Here is a 22,278-nt window from a genome sequence, read left to right on the forward strand (position 1 = left end):
GTGTTTAAGCTAAAACCTGCTCGAATTCTCTCAAAAATAGAGATTTGCAAAAAACGAGTCCAAACCAAGCCAATCAATGTAAAAACTTGAGCTGTTGATATTGCTGTAATTCATCCAAAGAATTGATGCTGTGAAAAAACAGTGCATGATTTTCAAATAACGCTTCCTGAGCGTGCAAATCAGAAAAACATGCCTTTAAACTGCGTTGTCCTTGTTCAAGATGAGTGCAGATTTGATTTAAAGCACTGCGCTTTAACAAGCAAAATGGATATAAGGCTTTGCCATTGATATTGACATAAGCCACTTGTGCCAAAGGATGACCCACTAAAGCCATATGTAAGCTTTCAATAACATCAGGTGGAATAAATGTCACATCACAGGGCACAAAAAGTACATAGTCAGATGTCACATAAGACCAGGCACTTTTTATTCCCATCAACGGGCCATAAAAGCCTTTTTCATCATCCTGATAGCAATACAAACTGGGAATAAGTTTTTGATAAATTGAATAATCACGGTGGCTATTGACCCACACCTGCGCGACTCGATTTTTTAGTTGTTGATGAATCTTAATCAATTGGATTTGATCATCAAATTTCTGTAACAGTTTATTGATTCCATTCATACGCCTTGCCTGACCGCCCGCAAGAATGACTAGATCAGTTTGTGGATATTGCTTGGCTTTCTTGGGTTTTATAATTCTTTTCATTGTGTAAGCTCCGCTTGACAGGCTTTAATCAATCCGCGAATTTCAGGTAGACATGAACCACAATTACCGCCTGCTTTTAGACATGCAGTCACTTGTTTTTCATGATTAATATTGTTTTCTTTAATAGTTTGAATAATTCGATTTTTGCCCACCTTAAAGCAACTACATACCAATGGCCCTTCACTATTGCCCATCGACATGGCTTGTCCAGCAAGTAACGCTTTACGATGTATCGCACTTAAACGATCACGTTTAAATAAACTGGCAACCCAATCACGATCAGGCAACAAGGCTTTGGGTGCGATATATAAACTTGCAATAAGGCGACCTTCTTTTAACACCACACTATGGCTGATGTGTGCAGTTTGATCTTCCAAGTTCAACCACTCAAAACTTTCATCCTCAAAGGGTAAAAGTTGTTTGAGATGTTGGGTAGTTTGGGTAAAACGACGACGATCCGCCAACTCATAGCGTACTGCTTTGGCGGTCTGAATTTTTGTACACCACACCGTATTTTTGATGCTATTTTTAACAATGTGCTCATACCCTTCACGGACATAAAATACCCCTTGCCACTGGGTATAAAATGGCTGAATCATCACAGGGGTATGTTTGAATTCTGGCTCGCCTGAAATTGCATCTACCACTGGATTGACTACTTTGCCAATACGGGCATCCGAAGCAAATTGATCATTCCAATGAATCGGGGCGAAAATTTGTCCACGGCGGATATTGTCACTGAGCACAGTACGCAAGACACAATTGCCCCAAGCCGATTTGATTTCGACCAATTCGCCTTCTTTCAAGCCATATTTCAATGCATCATTGGGATGAATTTCACAAAAGGGTTCTGCTTTATGGGTGCTTAAATTGGCAGATAAACCTGTGCGGGTCATGGTGTGCCACTGATCTCGAATCCGTCCTGTATTGAGAATTAAAGGATATTCAGTATTGCTTTGATGGACTGGATTTATCGCCATCGTGGCAATAAATTTAGCTTTGCCATCTGCATGGCTAAACTGCCCCTGTGAAAACAATTGTGCGTATGCATGCTCAGCCTGATTGCGCATGATCACAGGCCATTGAATGGGCGCCAATTGATCATATTCATCCAATGTAAGATCAGTTAAACCTTGTAAATTGAAGTAACGAAAGCTTTGTGTATTTGATCGCGCATTAATCTCTGCGTTTTGATAGGCAGATAACTGTGCATGTTCTTTAAAAATCTCGTGACTATTTGCAAAATCAAAGCCAGTAAATCCAAGCTTTTTAGCCACTTGTGCCACAGCCCACCAATCTGCTTTGGCCTGCTCAGGCGGGTCTAAAAAAGCACGTTGTCGTGAAATACGGCGTTCTGAATTGGTGACCGTGCCATCCTTTTCCCCCCAGCCCAATGCAGGTAAGAGCACATCAGCAAACTGAGTGGTGTCGGTATCTTTGCAAATATCAGAGACCACAACAAACTCACAACTGTTTAAAGCACGTTTGACCTGATCGGCATTGGGTAGGCTGACCACCGGATTGGTCGCCATAATCCAAATGGCTTTAATCTTGCCACTTTCCACTGCTTCAAAAAGATCAACGGCTTTTAATCCAACCTGTTTGGCAATGCTTGGACTGTTCCAAAAACTTTGCACAAGCTGTTGATGTTGTTGATTGTCTAAGTCCATGTGTGCTGCCAGCATATTGGCAAGTCCACCCACTTCACGCCCGCCCATTGCATTGGGTTGTCCTGTCATTGAGAACGGTGCTGCGCCCAACTTTCCAATTTTACCCGTCAACAAATGACAATTAATGATGCTATTGGCTTTGTCCACACCACGTGAAGACTGGTTTACCCCCATTGAAAATAGGGTCATGACTTTTTCAGTTTGGGCAAACTTTTCAAAAAAGAGCTGGAGTTTTTCTAGCGAAATTCCTGTTTTCACTGCAACATCTTGGATATCTGTTTCAGCTTGCGAACTTTTTAGTGCCGTATCTAGCCCTTGGGTATGTGCCTCAACAAATGCGCTATCCGCGTAACCCTGTTGATATAAATATTGTAATAGCCCATTAAACAAGCAAACATCTTGACCAATCAGAATAGGCAAATGTAAATCAGCTGCTTCACATGTGGCAGTAAAGCGTGGATCTATCACCACCACAAATAAATCACTTTGCTTTTGTTGTCTTAATTCTTTGGCTTTCATGATGCGTTGATACATCACGGGATGACACCATGCTGTATTTGAACCGACCAAAATCACCATGTCAGTATGTTCAAAATCATCATAACTTGCAGGTACTAGATCCTCACCAAAAGCACGCTTATGTGCGGCAACCGCCGAAGACATACACAATCTTGAATTGGTATCGATATTGGCTGTGCCCAAATAGCCTTTAACGAATTTATTTACCACATAATAGTCTTCCGTCAACAACTGACCCGAAACATAAAATGCGACACTGTCAGGACCATATTGCTCGATATAGTGTTGGAATTTATTGGCAATTAAATCTGTTGCGCTATCCCAATCTGTGACTTGCTGATGGGGATGACGCCCAAGCATCGGATGTAAAACACGTGTGCCCAACCCCAGCGTATCGGCTAAATTACTGCCTTTAATACACAGTTTCCCGTAATTCGAGGGATGATTGACATCGCCAACCACAGACACTTTTTGTCCTAGCGTGGTGTCTTGCACTGTTGCTGTGACACCACAGCCTACGCCACAGTAAGGACAAGTGGTTTGTGTGCTTATGATCTTATGTTCTGTGGAGCTCGGCAGTTCCATTACAGGGATACTATTCATTGCTGCTGTGCTCCTCAATGCTATACATTCACTTGAATATGGCTTTCATTTTTAATCGCCCCCTCCTGTTAAGATGAAGGGGGTTAAGCGATATAAATCAGCCTGCTTTTTTTAATGCAAAATCCCGACCAAATAACAATTTATTGCGAATCGAAGAAATTGGGGTTTGATCAGCAATCAATTCAGCGTACCAAGTGCCATCCTCTGTATCACCAAACAGTACCGCACCAACGACTTTATCCTTTTGAATAATAATGCGTTTGTAGATTTGACGTTTTTCATCATTCAGAATAATGTCTTCGAAATCTTCTAGAGGTTGACTGTTTTCTAAATCAATGCGGCCTGCTGAAAAAACATCACAACCACTGACTTTTAACTGGGTTGGAACAGTCGGTGCTTTAAAGGTCAAACTGCCGTGTTCGGCCAAATGTGATGCACAAATAAAGGCTTGACCCCATAAAGGTTCGACCAAACCAAAAGTTTGGTTACGATGCTCAATACATTCACCCACTGCATAAATACTTGGATCATAGGTTTGCATGGTGTCATTGACCAACACACCGCGATTACAGCGTAAACCCGCACTTTGTGCCAAAGCCATATTTGGGCGAATACCCACGGCAAAAACCACCAGATCTGCATCTAAAAGGGTGCCATCTTTTAACCGAACCTGGGTAACATGACCATTTTCACCGAGTAATTCTTCTGTATTGGCTTCTGTGATGATCGGAATGCCCTTTTGCTCAATTGCTGTTTTCAACATTTGACTGGCTTTAGCATCAAGTTGGCGATCCATAATGCGATCCATCAAATGCAAAACCGTCACATTCATACCACGTTGCTTTAAACCATATGCGGCTTCTAGCCCCAATAGACCACCACCAATCACCACGGCATTGTTTTTAGATTTGCAGTAGTCGAGCATATTATTGACATCATAAATATCACGAAAGCTCAACACGCCATCCAAATCTGAGCCTTTGACTGGTGGAATAAATGGTTTTGAACCCGTTGCTAAAATCAAACGGTCATAGCTCACCACTAGACCTTTTTCGGTATAGACTTGCTTACGGGGACGGTCAATACGTACCGCAGCATCACCCGCAATAAAACGAATATTTTTATCGGCATACCATGAATGGGGATGTAGCATAATGTCGTCAATGGTTTTATCCCCTGATAAGACAGGCGACAGCATAATCCGGTTATAGTTACCCCAAGGCTCCTCACCAATCACCGTCACCTCATAACGATCAGGTGCCATATCAAGCAAATCTTCCAAGCAACGCATCCCTGCCAATCCGTTCCCCACCAGAACTAAATTGATTTTTTCCTGAGCCGTACCATTATTGGTGATATAAGTTTTTTGTGGCGTTGGACTGACCCAGACACGGCCATTTTCAATTTTGCTTGGAAAAACCAATAGTTTTTGATCTTTGTCTTCTAAACAACGGCCTGTTGCTAAACTAAAATGTTGCTTATAAATCGGTGATGCAACTACACGTTCACCTTGTAAATCACCAATAATTCCACGTGACATGACAAAGGCTTTGCTAAATGGGTCTTGGTTGCTCAGCGCATATACACGCTTTTCACTGCCTACCCGAAAAATAGCCACTTGTTGTTGTCCCAGTAATGCGCCTACACCTGTATTGGGCGTAATGTCTTGCAATGCACAAATATCCAGCCAATCGAGTTCATTCATATCTTTTAAAATGGTCATTGTATTTATCCTTTTAACAACGTTGATCAGATCTTCCACGAGACTTGTTTTTAAACTGTGGAATAAGGCCAATAAAGCAAGTGTTCATATGCTTATGCTTCAACTACAGGAATACGGCTCTGATCACGTTCTGATTCAGTTTTTGGGCGAATTTGCCCACGGACTTTGGCAAACTGAATATGTGGATCTTGCTGTTGCTCAGCTTTGGCATTAATAAAGGTCACAAAACGTTTACGTACTTCAGGATCTTCCACCGCAGTGCGCCATTCGTCTTGATAAGTGCCTACCACATGGCTCATTCGACGTTCAAGTTCAGCAGCAACCCCTAAGGAATCATGCACAACAACATCTTTAAGATAATCCAAACCACCTTCCATATTGTCACGCCATACTGAAGTCCGTTGTAAACGATCCGCTGTTTGGATATAGAACATAAAAAAGCGGTCGATATATTGAATTAAAGTTTGCGTATCTAGGTCAGAAGCTAAAAGTTCTGCATGGCGAGGTTTCATTCCCCCATTGCCACAAACATATAAGTTCCAGCCTTTTTCAGTGGCTATCACCCCAACATCTTTGCTTTGTGCTTCGGCACACTCACGGGTACAGCCCGAAACTGCCATTTTTAATTTATGTGGGGAACGCAAACCTTTGTAGCGATTTTCAAGGAAGATGGCTAAACCGACCGAATCATCGACACCATAACGACACCATGTGCTCCCAACACAAGATTTAACGGTACGTAATGACTTGCCATAGGCATGACCAGACTCAAAACCAGCATTGATCAGCTTTTCCCAAATTTCTGGCAATTGATGGACTTGTGCTCCAAATAAGTCTACCCGTTGCCCACCGGTTAGCTTGGTATATAAACCATATTCTTTGGCAATTTGACCGACTGCAATCAAACCATCTGGCGTCACTTCACCGCCTGCCATACGTGGTACAACAGAATAAGAACCATCTTTTTGAATATTGCCTAGATAGTAGTCATTACTGTCTTGTAACCCAGCATGATTTGAGGTGAGAACAAAGTCATTCCAGCAAGATGCCAAGATATTGGCCACTGTAGGTTTGCAAATATCACAACCTAAACCATGCCCATGTTGTTGAATCAAATCATCAAAGCTTTTAATTTCATTGACCCGTACCAAGTGATACAACTCTTGGCGTGAGTAAGCAAAGTGTTCACAAAGATGATTATTGACCGTTACCCCTTGGCGTTGTAATTCAGATTTTAAAACTTGGGTCACTAAGGGTGCACATCCACCACATGCGGTTGCGGCTTTGGTACATTTTTTTAAAGCACCTAATGAAGTCGAACCCTCTGCAATTGCACTACAAATATCTGCTTTAGAAACGTTATTACATGAACAAATCGTGGCACTGTCTGGCAATAAATCTACACCACTACCTCCCGCTTTTGCTGAAGATTGTGCATAGCCCGGCATGATTAAACTTTCTGGATTTTCAGGTACAGCCAATCCATTGAGCATCATTTGCAATAAGTCGTTATATTCTTTGGCGCAACCGACCAGTACCGCACCTAGTAATTGGGTTTTCTCTGCATTGACCACGATCTTTTTATAGACCATTGCATCCTCATCGGCATAGAAATAGCTCAATGCATTTGCAGTCATGGCATGAGCATCGCCTACCGATGCCACATCGACACCCATCAGTTTTAGCTTGGTGCTCATGTCTGCGCCAGCAAATGTAGGGCAACTTTGTTGCATCACATGTTTTGCCGCAATCCGTGCCATGTCATAACCGGGCGCCACTAAACCATAAATTTTATTGTTCCATAATGCACATTCACCAATTGCATAAATGTCTGCATCTGAGGTTTGGCAGTAATCGTTGATCACGATACCACCACGCTCACCTAAAGCTAAACCACTTTGGCGCGCCAATTCATCACGTGGGCGAATCCCTGCTGAAAATAGAATAATATCTGTTTCAAGTTCTGAACCATCTGCAAACTTCATCACATGGGTGCTATTCACACCCTCTTCTATAGATGAAGTGGCCTTTTGGGTATGGACTTTCACGCCTAAATTTTCAATCTTGGCGCGTAAAACTTTTCCGCCCAAATCATCAATTTGTACTGCCATTAAACGGGGTGCAAATTCAACAACATGGGTTTCCAAGTCTAAATCACGAAGCGCTTTGGCAGCTTCCAAACCCAACAAACCACCGCCAATGACCACACCAGATTTTGCCGATAAACTCGCTGCCCGAATCGCATCCAAGTCATCAATGGTACGGTAAACAAAACAGTTGTTACGGTCGTGACCTGAAATTGGTGGAACAAAAGCATAGGAACCCGTCGCAAGCACCAATTTGTCATAGCTAATCACATCGCCATGATTGGTGGTAATGCATTTATTGCAGGTATCTATATCAGTGGCTTTGGTGTTTAAGCGCAGGTCGATACCATAAGCATCGGCAAAGTCAGCACGACAGAGGGTTAAATCTTTTGCAGACTTCCCTGTAAAATATTCAGTCAAATGTACACGGTCATAAGCTAAACGGGGTTCTTCTGCCAAAATCGTGATTTCAACTTCATCACCTGCATGTTCCAGCACAGATTCAATAAATTTGTGCCCAACCATTCCATGACCAATCATCACTAATTTCATATCGATTCTCCTCGATTGTTTTTGCTCTTGTTATTCAATTAAGTCGCACTGTTTTGTTTAAGACTTACAGCATTTTGTTCCATGCTATTTCGCTCAAGTACCGCAGCTTCAAATAACTTTTGCTCTTTCTCTTTATGTTCAACCGAAAAACGGATCATCAATACACAACTTGCAGCAATCACCACCAAACCACCTAAAACCATCAGCGTCGTTTGAATATCCAACATGCCTTTTAATAAGAAACCAGCAGCAACAGCACCGACATTACCGCCTGCACCGATAATGCCAGCCACACCACCCAAAGCATCGCGATCAATAAATGGAACCAATGCATAGGTCGCACCGCAAGCCATATGGGTAAATAAAGCAAATACTGTCATGACCAAAATCGCCAGAATTGCGGTATTCATTTGAGAAAAGACAATCAGAAATACGCCTTCTAACAGGATCATGGCAAACAATACTTTAGTACGACCATCGAGACCTTTTTTAGTCGCCACCTTGTCTGAAACAATACCGCCAAGTGCACGGGCAAACAGTGCCAGTAAACCAAAAATCCCTGCGGCCATACCCGCTTCTTTTAAACCAAATTTGAAATGATCCACGTAGTACATTGCGACAATGTTGTGAATAAAAATTTCGATACCAAAACAAGCAGCATAAGCACCAAATAGAATCCAGACACGGTAGTTTTTTGCAGCATGTATTAAAATCGCCATACCACCTTTTTTATCACTGCCTACATGCAGACCTTGCGCACGAAGTTCTTTAAAATCACCTTGTGGGCAATCTTGAGTAAACTTCCAATACATTGCACCGACGATTAACATCATCACACCAGGTACAATCAGCGCAATTCTCCACCCCATGGCTTGTTCAACACCAAACATCACCAGTGCAGCAAGCATCAATGGCATCAAGGCTTGAGTTGCTCCACCACCCGCATTGCCCCAACCTGCGGTGGTTGCATTTGCAGTTCCCACCACATTTGGCGCAAACATAATACTGGTGTGATATTGCGTGATGACAAAGCTGGCACCAATTGCACCAATCAATAGACGGAAAAATAGAAAGGATTCATAACTATTGGCAGATGCCACACCAAATACAGGGATACTGCCGATAATCAGTAATGCGGTATAGGTTTTACGAGGACCGTATTTATCGCATAAGGGACCGACAATCAGACGTACTAAAATCGTGATGGCAACCGCGGCAATATTGATATTGGCAATTTGATCTTTAGTCAGATGGAATTCACCTGCAATAACAGGCATTAACGGCGCACAGGCAAACCATGCAAAGAAACAGACAAAAAAGGCGAGCCAACTCATATGGAAGGCCCGCATTGCTGCGCTGCTAAAATTGAAAAGATGAATTTTTGTCGCTTTTTTCGCATCTAAATTTGAAGACATAGCTTCGATCTCCTGAACTGAACGCATATAAGTTGCTGTTATGCACGAGGCATATCAGTAACGATCAGAACGGACGTCGTTGGCCGTCTTACAAATTTTGAAAGTCTTCTTTGACTTGGATTAAATCAATGCATAGTTCATGCCAGTTTTATATTTTGGCTATATATTTTTTTATTTTGCTTGAATACTCAGTACTTATGATTTAATGGTCGTGCATAAATAGCGCAATCAACCATCATGTTTTCTGTCTGTGCGGATAAAATGTAAATCATAAAACTGCATGTTTAGGAGGCAAATTGCGTCAATAAAGTGCATCACTTTTCTTTAACATCCTGCGACTATGATTTTAAACAGCAAATTTAATCCGAGATATTGGCATCTAAATTGCTTATATGCTGAAAGTTCATGTCAGGACAGATCTGAGTAGCGACATGCCAAAATTAAGAATTGCCCTGATCGATGATGATATAGAGCGGGCATCTTTTATCAAATCATCTTTGATCGAACATGGTTTCGAGGTGGTCGCATGCCTGATGATTGACCATTTAAACAGTACAGATCTTCAACACTTACATGCCGATGTGATTTTGCTGGATATGGACCATCCACATCGAGATATTATTGAAAGCTGCGTAAGTCAGTTTGATTTGCCCACTGTGCTTTTCACTAAAAACTCGCAAAAAGACACCATCAAAAGTGCCATTGAAGCAGGTGTAACTGCCTATATTGTCGATGGTATTGATCCTGAAAAACTGGAAAGTATTTTAGAAATTTCGATTGAGCAATTTAAAAAACATAAAAAACTGTTAAAAGATCTCAATGAAACCAAATGCAAACTAGCAGACCGAAAAGATATTGAAAAAGCCAAAGTGATGCTGATGCAGATGCATCAAATTGAAGAAGAACAAGCCTTCAGTTTGTTACGAAAAAATGCCATGAGTCACCGTATCACCATGGGGGAAATGGCAAGAAAGTTAATCGATGCTCAAGCCTTGCTACAAGCTAATTTCAAGGAATAAACAATGAACACACTTGAAACCACGGACATTCAATTAGGCTATATTCCTTTGCTGGATTGCACTGCAATACTTTGGGCACAACATCAAGGCTATTTTACCGAGCAAGGCCTCAATGTTACGTTGGTGAAAGAGCCTTCTTGGGCCAGTTTACGTGACCGTTTAGCTTTTGGTATTTTAGATGCCGCACATTGTCTTTCTGCCATGCTTCCCGCTGCTGCGACAGGCAATGATCAACTGGGTATTCCCTTACAAACCTCATTGGTGTTGAGTACCAATCGTGCATTTATCAGCTTGAGCCAAAAATTGTGTTATGAATTAAAAATTCACATGCAAGATACTGCGCAAGAGTCAGCAGCAAAAGTGGTTCAAGCCTTAAAACAAGGCGATAAAATACAACTGGCCCATGTGTTTAAACAGTCCATCCACCATTATTGTTTAAGAGAATGGTTGGCTTTGGCAGACCCAGATTTGGCCAAAAAATATCAACCCTCCACACTGCCCCCTTCCTATATGGTGGATGCGATTTCATCACAACTCATTGATGGATTCTGCGTCGGTGAACCGTGGAATATCCAAGCGCAGATCGAAGGTTATAGTTATGTGATTGCCGAGAGTAAACAGATTATTCCTGAAGTCGCGGATAAAGTTTTGGCGACCACCCATGAATGGGCAAACAAACATCCGAATACCTTAAATGCATTGCAGACGGCGATTCAGCAAGCACAGCATGATTTAAGCACCTTGCAATCACTACAACCCATATGGCACATGTTGGAAGACAGCGAGATTATCCGCTTCAACTGTTCACATTTGGTGCATACCTATGCGTTTCATAAAATACAAAATATTATTCGCTCTTTTGGTACACAGGACCGACCTAAATCAGATGATTTTGAATGGATTATTCAACAAATGTGTAAATGGGATAACTTAGAACTGGATACGGCACAAATCAAAAATATTTCGACACAATGCACTGGACATTTAATTGAATAGGCTAATGAAATTTTTAATCGTTAAATATTATTTTTTTAATAGATTCAAAAGTATGAGCCAATATCCATATCTTATTCTAAAAGATTACTAGACATTGGCACATGTTTACAGCTTAGAATTTAACGATATCGCCTTTTAAAGCCACACTCGCAAGTGCTGTACCTTTATAACATTGATATGTGGTGGTGTTTTTTGATTCATTTGCTTTGAAATAGCTCACAATATTGGTCACTGCATTAGCACCTTTATCTTTTGCTGCGCTTTGCAATTGGATTAATGCTGAACGTAATACATGATCACAAGCCTTTTCCGCAGACTTTCCAAAACCATTGGTTTTTTTATTGCTAACAACCGCTTTTTCTAAAACTTGACCGCCAGATTTAGTTCCAGCAAGATAAAATTTTACGGATCCATCTAAAAATCCATCAGCCACAGCTTGATCTACAGCTGCTTTAAAATTGAGATTATGAACAGTGTCCGCAGCCTGTGCAGAGACGATTCCACCAAAGCATAAAGTTGAAGCAACAACCAAGTGTTTAAATGACATCGTTTTTTTCCTCTTTTAAGTATGTTTTAAAATAATGGAGGTATTGATCCCTCCAAATGCAAAATTATTGGTCATGATGGTTTTTGCATTCATCTCTCGTGGCTCTCGCACGATATAATCCAAATCACCACATAATGGGTCAATTTCATCCAAATTTAAAGTATGGATAAACTGTTGGCGTTGCAGCATTTCTATACTCAGCCAAGCTTCGATTGCACCACATGCACCAAGAGTATGTCCAAAATAACTTTTTAATGAGCTGATCGGTTTTTTACCAAATATACGTGCAGTGGCTTGAGTTTCTGCAACATCGCCTTGATCTGTCGAAGTCCCATGTGCGTTAATATAATCAATCTCTTGCGCAGAAATTGCGGCATCTTTAAGTGCCATGCGCATACATCTTTCCATCATTTCTGAATTTGGACGAGTGACATGCTCACCATCCGTATTGCTGGCATAACCGATGACTTCTGCATAGATCGTTGCACCACGTGCCAGTGCATGTTCATATTCTTCTAGCACTAAACAGCCAGCACCTTCACCAATCACCAAACCATCACGATTTTTATCAAATGGACGTGGTGTTTTTTCAGGTGTATCGTTCATCCCACTGGTGGCTAACAACACATCAAATACTGCTGAACCTGTCGCGCTGAGTTCCTCAGCACCACCCGCAAGCATCAGCTTTTGTTTACCTAATTTAATCGCTTCAAATGCCTGTCCGATGGCCATTGAACCTGAAGTACAGGCACTTGATGTGGGTAAGGTTAAACCTTTTAAACCAAAATAAACCGTCATATTCACAGCGCTAGTATGTGACATCATTCGGATATACGTGGTCGCATTTAACTGACTCATGTCGTTGTCTATGAGCATTTTCCCAAACTCTTTGACTGCATCGACACTCCCCGCAGAGGAGCCAAAAGCAACCCCAGCATCGCCACTTTTCAAAATAGGATGATCGATTAAGCCTGCATCTGCCAATGCTTTTTCAGCACAAATCACCGACATCAATGCAACTCGTCCCATACCTCGTGTCACTTTACGATTAAAATGTTTAGGGATCTCAAAGTGCGCTACTGGGCCTGCAATTTTGCAACGTAGATCGGTATAAATATCCCAATCAGGCATCACACGAATGCCATTTTTTGACGCTTGGAATTGGGCAAAAACTTCATCTGCCGTTTCACCCAGTGAAGTGATTCCCGACATTCCCGTCACAACAACACGTTTCATTAAATCAGTCCCCCATTCACCGAAATCACTTGCCGAGTAATATAGCTTGCGTGATCAGAGCAAAGGAAGTTGACCGTATGCGCCACTTCATCGACCTGTCCCATACGTTGTAATGGAATCATTTTTAAAGCATGTTCTTTTACTTCTTCTGTGACCATTTCCGTTTCAATCAATCCCGGTGCAACGCAATTCACCGTAATTTTTCTTTTTGCCAGTTCTAAAGCCAAAGCTTTGGTCGCACCAATCAATCCCGCTTTTGCCGCACTATAATTGACTTGACCACGATTCCCCATAATGCCAGAAACAGAAGAAAGCGTCACAATACGCCCGCCTTGTTTTAGGCGAATCATCGGCATCACTAAAGGTTTTAATACATTATAAAAACCATCCAATGAGGTTGAAATTACTTCATCCCAGTCATTGTCGGTTAAAGCTGGAAATGCGCCATCATGGGTTAAACCTGCATTTAGCACCACACCATAAAATGCACCATAAAGCTCGATATCTTGTTCCAGTATCTGTCGGGTGTTTTCACGTTGTGTGACATCAAAAAGTAGCGCATAACTGTTTTGCCCCAAAGCTTGGATTTCAGCGACCACTTGCTCAGCATCAGCACGTCTAGAACGTGCATGCACAACCACATCAAAACCAGATTTTGCTAAAGCTAAAGCAATTGCTTTGCCAATCCCTCGACTAGATCCCGTCACTAATATTCTTCTCGACACACTTAATTCCTACTTATTGCTCAGCTTTCACAGGTGGTTCATAAACACTTAAAACTGCGCTAATTTTATGTTCTTCATAGCTTATTTCACAAGAGAATTGTGCCAAGCCTTCATGTAAATATTGTTGTTCAGCTCGAATGGTCAATGTTTTACCAAATTCAAAATAAGCCAAAGGTAAGTTTAATTTACGTGTTCCTAGCAAATAGCCGATTTGTGGCGCTTGCCCCGTTTTTTGTCCTTTTGCACCAGCAAAGGCACTAATCGTTTGTGCCATGAGTTCAATACTACTCCAAGTCGGCAAACCATGTTCATCACTAAACATCAATTCAGGTGTAATGGTTAGGTTGGCAAGTGCAAAATTCTCGCCTAACTCAAGCAGTTGATCAACAAAAACCATCGGTTTTTCATGCGGAATAAATTGAATAGCATCTAAACTCATCTGATTTCAGTTCCAAAAATAAGGCTGACATTACTACCGCCAAAGGCAAATGAATTACTCATCACAAAACGCACAGAATCAGATTGAGCAGTTTGAGTTGAATCATCCTGTTCAACGTAATGCTGATCATCCAATTCAGGATCAATCACGCCATTTTGATGAAGGGGTAACCAGTTTTGGTCTTTAAGCACTTGCGTACAAATATAGGCTTCCAACGCACCCGCAGCACCTAGACAGTGTCCAGTTTTATGCTTAGTGCTACTTAATGGAACAGCATAGTCCTGAAAGACCTGTCGGACTGCTTTAATTTCCATATCATCATTGTGCGTGGTTGCGGTGCCATGCAAATTAAGGTATTGAATATCTGAAGCTTTTAACTGTGCCTGATCCAGTGCTTTTTGCATTGCAGTTGCAGCACCTTTGCCTTCTGGATGCGGTGCAGAAATATGCCATGCGTCCATAGACTCCCCCGCAGAAATCAACATGACCGGTGCTCGTTCTTTACTGAGTAAAAACAAGCTTGCGGCCTCACCAATATTGATCCCATCACGCTGATATCCACATGGGCTACAGATACCTGCACTCAAATTTTCCAAGCTATTAAAACCATTTAAGGTCAGTTTAGCGAGGGTATCTACGCCACCCACCAATACAGCATCGGCAAGGTCTGCATTAAGCAAACGTTGCCCACTGGCAAAAGCTTTGGCACTTGAAGAACAGGCCGTAGAAATCGTATACGCAAGACCATCCCAGCCCAAATAAATTTGCAAAGCTTTGGCGAGATTACCCATTTCCTGTTTTTGCTGTTGAATCACGGTCTCAGTTTGGCCTTGAAAGTAGGCTTTTAATAAGGGTTCATTGTCCGAAATACCTGACGTTGAGGTCCCAACAATGATTGCAAGGCGCTTTTTATCAAACTTAGCCACATAGTCACGTAACTGAGATTCACATTGTGCAAGCGCAGTTAATGCAAAACGTAAATTACGCGAGTCATAGTTTTGCAGCGCAACTGGAATATCGCTACATAACGGATGTGCATAAGCACCCACCCATACAGGCTGATCAAAAATCAAAGATTTATTCAGGGTTAAACTGTTTTCCAATGAGGTCAATTGTGCCTTGACCTGTTCAGGATGATCACCTAAAGCAGATAAACTGGCTGAACAATGAATGCCTACAGCGGGATGGTTTAAATCAATATTTTTTGTCATTTTTTTTCTGATCTTCCACTTCATTTTGCTCTAATGAATTGTCTTTCAAAGTATTTTCCACAGGGCTAAAGATCATTTGATAAGGAACTTGCAGGTTATCCAGCTCAATATGATCAGCACGCGTTTTTATCGTTAAAACATTTTTTTGATCGATCTCAATTTCAGTCTGATCAACGCCCTGTTTCACTTTAACATTTTCTAAATGATTTTTTGCAAAATCAGGATAAGTTGCAAACAGAATATCTCGAACCACAAAATCAAAGGGTAACAAACGCATCGGTTTTATCCTTTCATGCACCTGCACTTTTTGACCATCGAAATCCAGTCTAAACAGTTGCTGTCCAGTTAAGCTTAATGCAAGCATTTGCAAGTTTTTTGCCTGTTGTTCTTGGTAGAGTAAAAAGCTAAAACTTTGATTTTTCCAGACGACTTCAACTTGATCTTGACGCTGATAATGCGCCAAGGCTGGATCAGCAGACCAAACCACAGGAACCAGACCTTGTGGCTGTGGATACATATTTTGACAGGCACCCAGCGCTAACAACAGACTGATGCTCATTGCTTTTAACCAAATTTGCATTATTCGCTCTCAAGTATTTTGCTCTGTTCCAGATCCTGACGACAATACTCAGCCAAGGTATTTAAGCGTTGTCGTGCATTGCGATAGATTGGATTAGTTTCATCCCAAGCATAACCCGCCAATAATGATGCAATCATACGACGGATTTTTTCATTTTGATTTTTTGAAAATACCACATCTTGAAACTCACCGTCGTACCATGCTTCTACATAAGCGCGAAATACTTTGATTCCTTTACGCAAAGGTTTTTCATATTCTTGCATCCAGTCTACTTGCCCACCTTGTAAGACTTGATCGACTAAAGGTACCGCCAAACTTGAAGACTTGAGTGCAATGGTCACCCCAGATGAAAATACAGGATCTAAAAATTCACCCGCATTGCCCAGCAAAGCAAAATTGCGCTGTGCTAAGGTTTTAACATTTGCTGAATAGCCCACCAAAGTACGGATTGGCGTATCAAACTTCATATTACGCAGAACATGCGACAAACTCGGTTCATCTGCAAGAATATCTTTAAATAAAGCCAATAAGGCTTCAGGCTCATCAGAGATATAACCATAATGATCAAAGAAATCCTGTTCAGCAACAATCCCAAATGAACAGCGACCATCCGCAAACGGAATTAACCAATACCATCCACGATGATCTTTTTCATGTACCGTAATCAGGATTTTATTTCGGTCGAATTCAGGATCATCCAAGATCCCATCTTCAATATGACTAAACACCGCACGGCGTACTGGGAAATTTGAAGGGCTTTCCAGATCTAGAAGTTTCGGTAAAATACGACCAAAGCCACTGGCATCCAGTAAAAATTTAGCCTGAATTTGATATATATTTTCCTGCTCATCTTTAACGGTTAATACAGGATGATCAAGCTCTACATCAACTGCAACAACCTCATGTCCAAAACGAATTTCAGCCCCATATTGTTCAGCTTGCTGTGCTAAAAGATGGTCGAAATTGGCACGTCTAATCTGCCATGTCGTTCCAGGACCTTCACTAAATTTTTGAGTAAAATCGTAGTAGCTGCGTTGATGACCACGTAAAAATGCTGCCCCATTTTTAAATTGAAATGCATATTCTTCAACATGTTCACGAACTGTGTCTAATAAGCCCGCCTCTTCTAAAAACACCATACATTGTGGCAAAAGTGATTCACCGATCGAAAAGCGAGGAAAATGCTGCTTTTCAATGATCACCACTTGATAACCTTTGTGTCGAAGCAGTGCTGCTGCGGAACTTCCCGATGGTCCTGCCCCGATGATCACCACATCTGTTTGTTGTAAATCTAAACCCTTCATGTATTCACCTTAATGTTCAGTTCTTTGACTGATTAATTGATTTTGATTTAATTTTGAGTCTGCCGGCGTAAACAGCGTGGCATAGATAAACGAAAAAATTACCCCAAAAAGGACCGTTAACCCAAAACAATGTATTGCATAGGTATGGCTTAACGCCAATAAACCGAATCCCAACAAAGTCGACATCATACAGAGAAATAATGCCATCCCGACCACATGCGGATGATCGTGCCCTTGACGGTAGAAAATGGCGTAATCCACACCAATCCCCAAGATGAGAAAAACCCCCATTACACTAAATAGATTAATCTCAACGCCCATCCATGCCTGTAATGCAAAAGTGCTCATCAACGCCAAAGTCACAGGCACCATCAAAGCGAACACCGATTTAATCCCATAGATCAGCATTAAACCGATCGCTAAGGCAATTAATGCATAGACAAAAAGATATTCAGCTTGGATACGATGGTCTTGGAATAAGCTCGATAAATTATGTACAGGGCGAACCAGCTTATTCTTCTGATCTTGCAAAGCCTCTACGGCTGTTACATCTTTTATGCCTTGAATCAAAATCAATCTTTGCTGCGGATTAACCTGTAAAAATGCCAAAGGGTGGGCAGCAAACTGATCTAAATTTAGCAATGTTTGTTGAGACAATCTTGCTTGCCAACTCAGGACATCTTTCGGATCAAGTTGCATCGCGCTTGCATATTCCACCAGTACTGATTTTGGAATTTTCTGTAGCGCTTCAACATTCTGCTGTTGCTGTTCCAGCGAAGGAATCGTTTGCCCGATTGCTTGAAACCCGTCAATTTCGCCCTGTTGTTTTAACTGAGAAAGCGCATGGATTAAGTGTTGTTCTTGCCTTGCAAGATCCTTTGCTGAATTTGCATAAATTGCAAAATAATCACTGCCCTGCGCTTGCCCAAAACGCGAACGAATATATTGATCTTCCTGCTTTAAATGTTGATCCATGCTTTGTAAATTACGTACATCATCATTACTTTTGATCAGCAGCAAACTTGATCCTGAAACCACAAAGATCACAAAAATCAACAGATAACGCTTTGTTGCGTGCGCTAAAAAATAATTACGCCATGTGCCAATAAAGCTTAATCTGCGTATTGCGGGTTCAGCATTTAAGGCAGGTAAACGCGGTAGTAATAATAGACTGGTGATCCCTGCAGCAGTTAAGCCCACCATTGAAAATACTGCAATCTGCTTAAAGCCCGGAAAAGGGGTAAAACTTAAAAATAAATAAGCCAGCAATGTGGTTGAAAGCCCGATCAACAAACTGGGTAAAATCGGCTTTAATACGGCAAATCCATTGAGATGTCGTTGCTGTGATTGCATCGCCATAAAGTAAAAGGAAAAATCGACACATACCCCAATCAGACTTGCACCAAAAACCAAAGTCATCAGATGTATTTCGGAAAATATCCAGTGGGTTACCGCAAAAGCCACCATTGAACCTGTGGCAACCGCAATAAACTCGGTCAACATCGGGCGAATAGAGCGGAAACCAAACCAGACCAAAAGCAAGACACCGATACTCGAACCCACGCCGATTGTAGAAATTTCATTCTTTGCAGATTGGGTACCAAAATGCGAAAAAACAATTGTTCCAGTCCAGTGCGGTTTCACCCCGATCTTGCTCAATTGCTGATTAACATTAGTCATCCATTGGGCAGTTTGTTCTTGATACTCAATATCATAAGGACTTTTTAAAAGTTCTAAATTAAATAGTCGAGAATAGCCTTGCTCATCAGAAATTGTGGCAAAACCATCTTGTATTTCGATATTTGAATGCTGTTGCAGGCTTGCAAGCCCCATGGCATAACGTGGAAATAATAACAATGGATCTTGTTGAAGCAAGCTTTCAGTGATTGGCATGCCCGGACTCATGATTTGCATCAAACTTTGTTCAGTCAGTGCCGCATAATCCTGTTGTTTTAAGATTGCTTGATCTTGCGAACTAATTAAGCCTGCATGATGTGCATATAAAGTCTTGGCAAAATCTTCAGTATCAACTTGCGCTTTTAATGGCTTAAACAAATTCGACTGTTGGACACCAGCCCTTAATATCTGTGTTGCTTGCTCAATTTGTTCAGATGATTTTGCATCAATCACCAAGAACACTTTATTGTTCAATTGCTCACTGACATAGTGTTCGGTTTGCTCAAGCTGTTTATCCTGCTTTACTTTTGGCAGTAAAGCAAAAATATTGGTCTGGATGTGAATGCCTTTTTGCATCCATGTAAATCCCAGCCCGATCGCAATGATGACTAAAAATATCAACCAAATTGCAGTGAGTTTATTTTGCCAATTGGAAAAGTGCATTCTCAGACGCCGATAAAGTTTGAGGTTGAGCCGTCTGCTGACTAAAATTAATAATCGTCATATTATTGGCTTGTTCAGTAATCACAATACGATTGACATAACGTCCACCTTGCGCATTCACTTTGACAAACATTTTTTTAAACAACGCGCTTTTCGGGGTCAATGTGACATCCCAAGCTGATGTTGTGTAATTGGCTGCAACCACATTAAAATTTTTGGCTAAGGCAGTTTCATTACCTGCCATTAACTGTAAAAACATAGTCGCCACTGAACCATATTGACTATTATCAATCTCAAGTTGACTCATTGTTCGCTGGGTTTTTTGTAGCAACTTCTTTGGGGTAACAATCAAATCTGCTTGAACAGGTTTTTGAATCTGCCAGATCACCCCTTGGCTTTTGGAAAATAAAACCTGCCCATTTGAGCTAAAAGTTTTATTTAACGAGGTAAGCTTTTTTTGCTGCTCAAAATGGGCGCGAACTACAGGTGTTTGGGAAAGCTGTTGAAAAATTTGCCCAACTTTAGAACTTTCTGCATAACTTGCCAATGGAAGTGCCGTCACAACCATAAACATCATACTGGTGATGATCAGTTTGATTTTATTTTTAAAATTCAACATTTTTTATGCCCCCCTATTGGGTCTTAAATTCAGACCATGCATACAGGCGGTCCAAAAATATTTGTGGTGACTGAAAGCACATTTCTCGAGTTTCTATCTCAACTGCCACCTGACTGGTAAAACCTTTGGTGAGGCGTTTACCTGATTCTGCATCAAAAATCTGGTACTCGATTTTCAAACGGTTTTCCCATTCTTTTAAAGTCGCACGTACTCGGATATGCTGCCCAAAAATAATACCTTGCGCATAACGGACATAACTTTCAATCACTGGCCACGCATAACCTGAATCTTTCATTTGATTATAGTTATAGTCAAATTGATCCAGCAATTTGCAACGTGCAATTTCAAAATATTTGAGATAATGCCCATGCCAAACGACATTCATGATATCGACATCATGAAATGGAACATCAATAATGACATCAGCATACATCAGCGTTCTCCTGCTTGTGCTGCAACAGATTGCAGTTTAACAGACTGAGATTTTCAAGATGATCGACTATCGCTTGCAGTTCTTTTTGCAATGGACGATCTTCTTCAACAAAATGAAATTCTTTCAGTACCCATTGTCTAAATAGACCCAACACTGGGCTTAATTGCTGTGCCAAACCTCTCAGTTCAATTGCTTGAACCGCAGCACAGCTCAATGCAGCAATCACTTGTTCAGTCAATAAAATCACCCGACTAGCATCACGTGCGGCAATCGTGCCCATACTGACTTTATCTTGATTATGGCATTCGGTTGAACGTGAAAAAATTGAAGCCGCAAGCGTCTGTTTAAGCGCTTCGGCAGTCCAAGCTGACACCCCTATCTGTACGGCTTTAAAGCCATGATTGAGTGGTAAGCGATCGGTTTTAGCACCAGTCAAATTACGTGGTAAGCCATGATTCATTTTATGATCGACCAACTGTGCAAGCTGACGATCCATCAAATCAGCAATATTGGCAATCATAATTTTTAAGCTATCCATAGCCTGTGCAATATGTCCACCATAGAAATGTCCACCATGTAACACGCGTAAATTGATCGGATCAATTAAGGGATTATCATTACTTGAGTTCAATTCATTTTCAATAAATTGTCTAAGCCAAGTTTTAGAATCTTCAAATATTCCAATAATATGTGGTGCACAACGCAGCGAATAACGATCTTGCAAACGTGGACTTTGATGCTCTGTTTGTACTTTATCGTTTAACCATTCCCGCAGTTGCTTGGCAATCTCCTGCTGACCTGCATGTGGTTTCTGAACAAATAACACCTCATCAAAATGGCTTGGATTGCCCTCTAATGCCAACACATTTAATGCTGTAATTAAAGTACTTGCCAAACTAATCTGCTCAGCTTTTTTATAATTTAAACAGGCCATTGCGGTCATTACCGCAGTACCATTCATAATGGCAAGTCCCTCTTTGGGTCTGAGTGCCAAAGGCTGTATCGCATATTCAGCATAAACATCCGCGACTGCCACGATATTACCTTGATAGTAAACATCCCGTTCACCGACCAATGCTCCTGCAATATAGGACAATGGGGTTAAATCACCACTGGCGCCGACTGAACCTTCTGAAGGAATCACTGGAATAATATTTTCATTGAGCATCCAAACCAAACGCTCAAGTAAAGCATGTGATACCCCTGAATAGCCACGTGCCAAAGAGCATAATCGAGTTACCATCACAGCACGAGCAGTGATCAAGTCCAGATTTTGCCCTAAACCACAACCGTGAAAACGAGATAAATGCAAAGGCAATTCATTGACCTGATGTGCAGGCACTTCAACCAAACAAGAATCACCATAACCTGTGGTTACCCCATAGATGACGCCTTCTTCTTGTAATAATTGATCGAGAAAATCAGCACCTCGTTGAATCAATGCCTGCCAACTTTCAGACTTAGGCAGCGCCACTTTGAGCTGTTGATTTGCGACAGCAACAACCTCTTCAATTGAAAGTGGTTTTTCTCCGATGACAAGTGTCTGCATTT

The 22,278-nt window shown here is 41.3% G+C and carries 18 protein-coding genes; 2 read left to right on the forward strand and 16 right to left on the reverse strand.

Features of this window, described 5'->3' with window-relative positions; all coding sequences use genetic code 11:
* Nucleotides 1-73 precede the first annotated feature (73 nt).
* The 5 genes from mobA to F981_RS12810 form a co-directional block, all read right to left on the reverse strand.
* Nucleotides 74-709: a molybdenum cofactor guanylyltransferase gene (mobA, locus tag F981_RS12790; RefSeq protein ID WP_004722161.1), complete on the reverse strand. Its 636-nt coding sequence runs from the start codon at nt 707-709 to the stop codon at nt 74-76.
* Complete coding sequence (locus tag F981_RS12795) at nt 706-3,501, reverse strand: molybdopterin-dependent oxidoreductase (protein ID WP_004722163.1); 2,796 nt, start codon at nt 3,499-3,501, stop codon at nt 706-708. Before F981_RS12795 ends, mobA begins: the two co-directional genes overlap by 4 nt.
* 97 nt (nt 3,502-3,598) lie before the next feature.
* Nucleotides 3,599-5,224 carry a nitrite reductase small subunit NirD gene (gene nirD, locus F981_RS12800; protein ID WP_004722164.1) on the reverse strand — a complete coding sequence of 542 codons (1,626 nt, stop codon included), beginning with the start codon at nt 5,222-5,224 and terminating at the stop codon, nt 3,599-3,601.
* Nucleotides 5,225-5,316: 92 nt separating this feature from the next.
* Nucleotides 5,317-7,863 carry a nitrite reductase large subunit NirB gene (gene nirB / locus F981_RS12805; RefSeq protein ID WP_004722166.1) on the reverse strand — a complete coding sequence of 849 codons (2,547 nt, stop codon included), beginning with the start codon at nt 7,861-7,863 and terminating at the stop codon, nt 5,317-5,319.
* A 38-nt stretch (nt 7,864-7,901) separates the two neighbouring features.
* A complete protein-coding gene (locus F981_RS12810) occupies nt 7,902-9,278 on the reverse strand; it encodes an MFS transporter (protein WP_004722167.1) in 1,377 nt (458 codons plus the stop codon).
* 431 nt (nt 9,279-9,709) lie between these two features.
* Between F981_RS12810 and F981_RS12815 the strand changes: the two genes are divergently transcribed.
* Together F981_RS12815 and F981_RS12820 are read left to right on the forward strand one after the other, a co-directional pair.
* Nucleotides 9,710-10,297, forward strand: a complete 588-nt coding sequence (locus F981_RS12815; RefSeq protein ID WP_004722169.1) for an ANTAR domain-containing response regulator — start codon at nt 9,710-9,712, stop codon at nt 10,295-10,297.
* 3 nt (nt 10,298-10,300) lie between these two features.
* Nucleotides 10,301-11,293 carry an ABC transporter substrate-binding protein gene (locus tag F981_RS12820; protein WP_004722172.1) on the forward strand — a complete coding sequence of 331 codons (993 nt, stop codon included), beginning with the start codon at nt 10,301-10,303 and terminating at the stop codon, nt 11,291-11,293.
* Nucleotides 11,294-11,405: 112 nt separating this feature from the next.
* Here the strand turns inward: F981_RS12820 and F981_RS12825 are convergent, their stop codons facing one another.
* From F981_RS12825 to F981_RS12875, 11 genes are read right to left on the reverse strand one after another with little or no spacing between them, the layout of a single operon-like run.
* Nucleotides 11,406-11,840, reverse strand: coding sequence for a hypothetical protein (locus F981_RS12825; protein WP_004722173.1), 435 nt, complete (start codon nt 11,838-11,840; stop codon nt 11,406-11,408).
* Between the two features lie 15 nt (nt 11,841-11,855).
* On the reverse strand, nt 11,856-13,076 hold the full coding sequence (locus F981_RS12830; RefSeq protein ID WP_004722176.1) for a beta-ketoacyl-ACP synthase: 1,221 nt from the start codon (nt 13,074-13,076) through the stop codon (nt 11,856-11,858).
* Nucleotides 13,076-13,801, reverse strand: coding sequence for a 3-ketoacyl-ACP reductase FabG2 (locus F981_RS12835; protein ID WP_004722179.1), 726 nt, complete (start codon nt 13,799-13,801; stop codon nt 13,076-13,078). Before F981_RS12835 ends, F981_RS12830 begins: the two co-directional genes overlap by 1 nt.
* A 13-nt stretch (nt 13,802-13,814) precedes the next feature.
* Nucleotides 13,815-14,240 (reverse strand): hotdog family protein, encoded by a 426-nt coding sequence (locus F981_RS12840; RefSeq protein ID WP_004722180.1) that lies wholly within the window; start codon nt 14,238-14,240, stop codon nt 13,815-13,817.
* On the reverse strand, nt 14,237-15,451 hold the full coding sequence (locus F981_RS12845; RefSeq protein WP_004722183.1) for a beta-ketoacyl-[acyl-carrier-protein] synthase family protein: 1,215 nt from the start codon (nt 15,449-15,451) through the stop codon (nt 14,237-14,239). Before F981_RS12845 ends, F981_RS12840 begins: the two co-directional genes overlap by 4 nt.
* Nucleotides 15,435-16,031, reverse strand: a complete 597-nt coding sequence (locus tag F981_RS12850) for a DUF3261 domain-containing protein (protein ID WP_004722184.1) — start codon at nt 16,029-16,031, stop codon at nt 15,435-15,437. Before F981_RS12850 ends, F981_RS12845 begins: the two co-directional genes overlap by 17 nt.
* Nucleotides 16,031-17,335, reverse strand: coding sequence for an NAD(P)/FAD-dependent oxidoreductase (locus tag F981_RS12855; protein WP_004722186.1), 1,305 nt, complete (start codon nt 17,333-17,335; stop codon nt 16,031-16,033). Before F981_RS12855 ends, F981_RS12850 begins: the two co-directional genes overlap by 1 nt.
* Nucleotides 17,336-17,344: 9 nt before the next feature.
* Entirely contained in the window at nt 17,345-19,675 is a 2,331-nt protein-coding gene (locus F981_RS12860) for an MMPL family transporter (RefSeq protein WP_035372126.1), read from the reverse strand.
* Nucleotides 19,650-20,249 carry a LolA family protein gene (locus F981_RS12865; RefSeq protein WP_228129041.1) on the reverse strand — a complete coding sequence of 200 codons (600 nt, stop codon included), beginning with the start codon at nt 20,247-20,249 and terminating at the stop codon, nt 19,650-19,652. Before F981_RS12865 ends, F981_RS12860 begins: the two co-directional genes overlap by 26 nt.
* A gap of 58 nt (nt 20,250-20,307) precedes the next feature.
* The gene (locus F981_RS12870; protein WP_004722192.1) at nt 20,308-20,727 is read right to left on the reverse strand and encodes an acyl-CoA thioesterase; all 420 of its coding nucleotides are present in this window, start codon (nt 20,725-20,727) and stop codon (nt 20,308-20,310) included.
* On the reverse strand, nt 20,717-22,276 hold the full coding sequence (locus F981_RS12875) for an HAL/PAL/TAL family ammonia-lyase (RefSeq protein WP_004722194.1): 1,560 nt from the start codon (nt 22,274-22,276) through the stop codon (nt 20,717-20,719). Before F981_RS12875 ends, F981_RS12870 begins: the two co-directional genes overlap by 11 nt.
* Nucleotides 22,277-22,278: the final 2 nt, after the last annotated feature.

Source organism: Acinetobacter guillouiae CIP 63.46, from assembly GCF_000368145.1.
In the GTDB taxonomy this organism is placed as follows: Bacteria; Pseudomonadota; Gammaproteobacteria; order Pseudomonadales; family Moraxellaceae; genus Acinetobacter; species Acinetobacter guillouiae.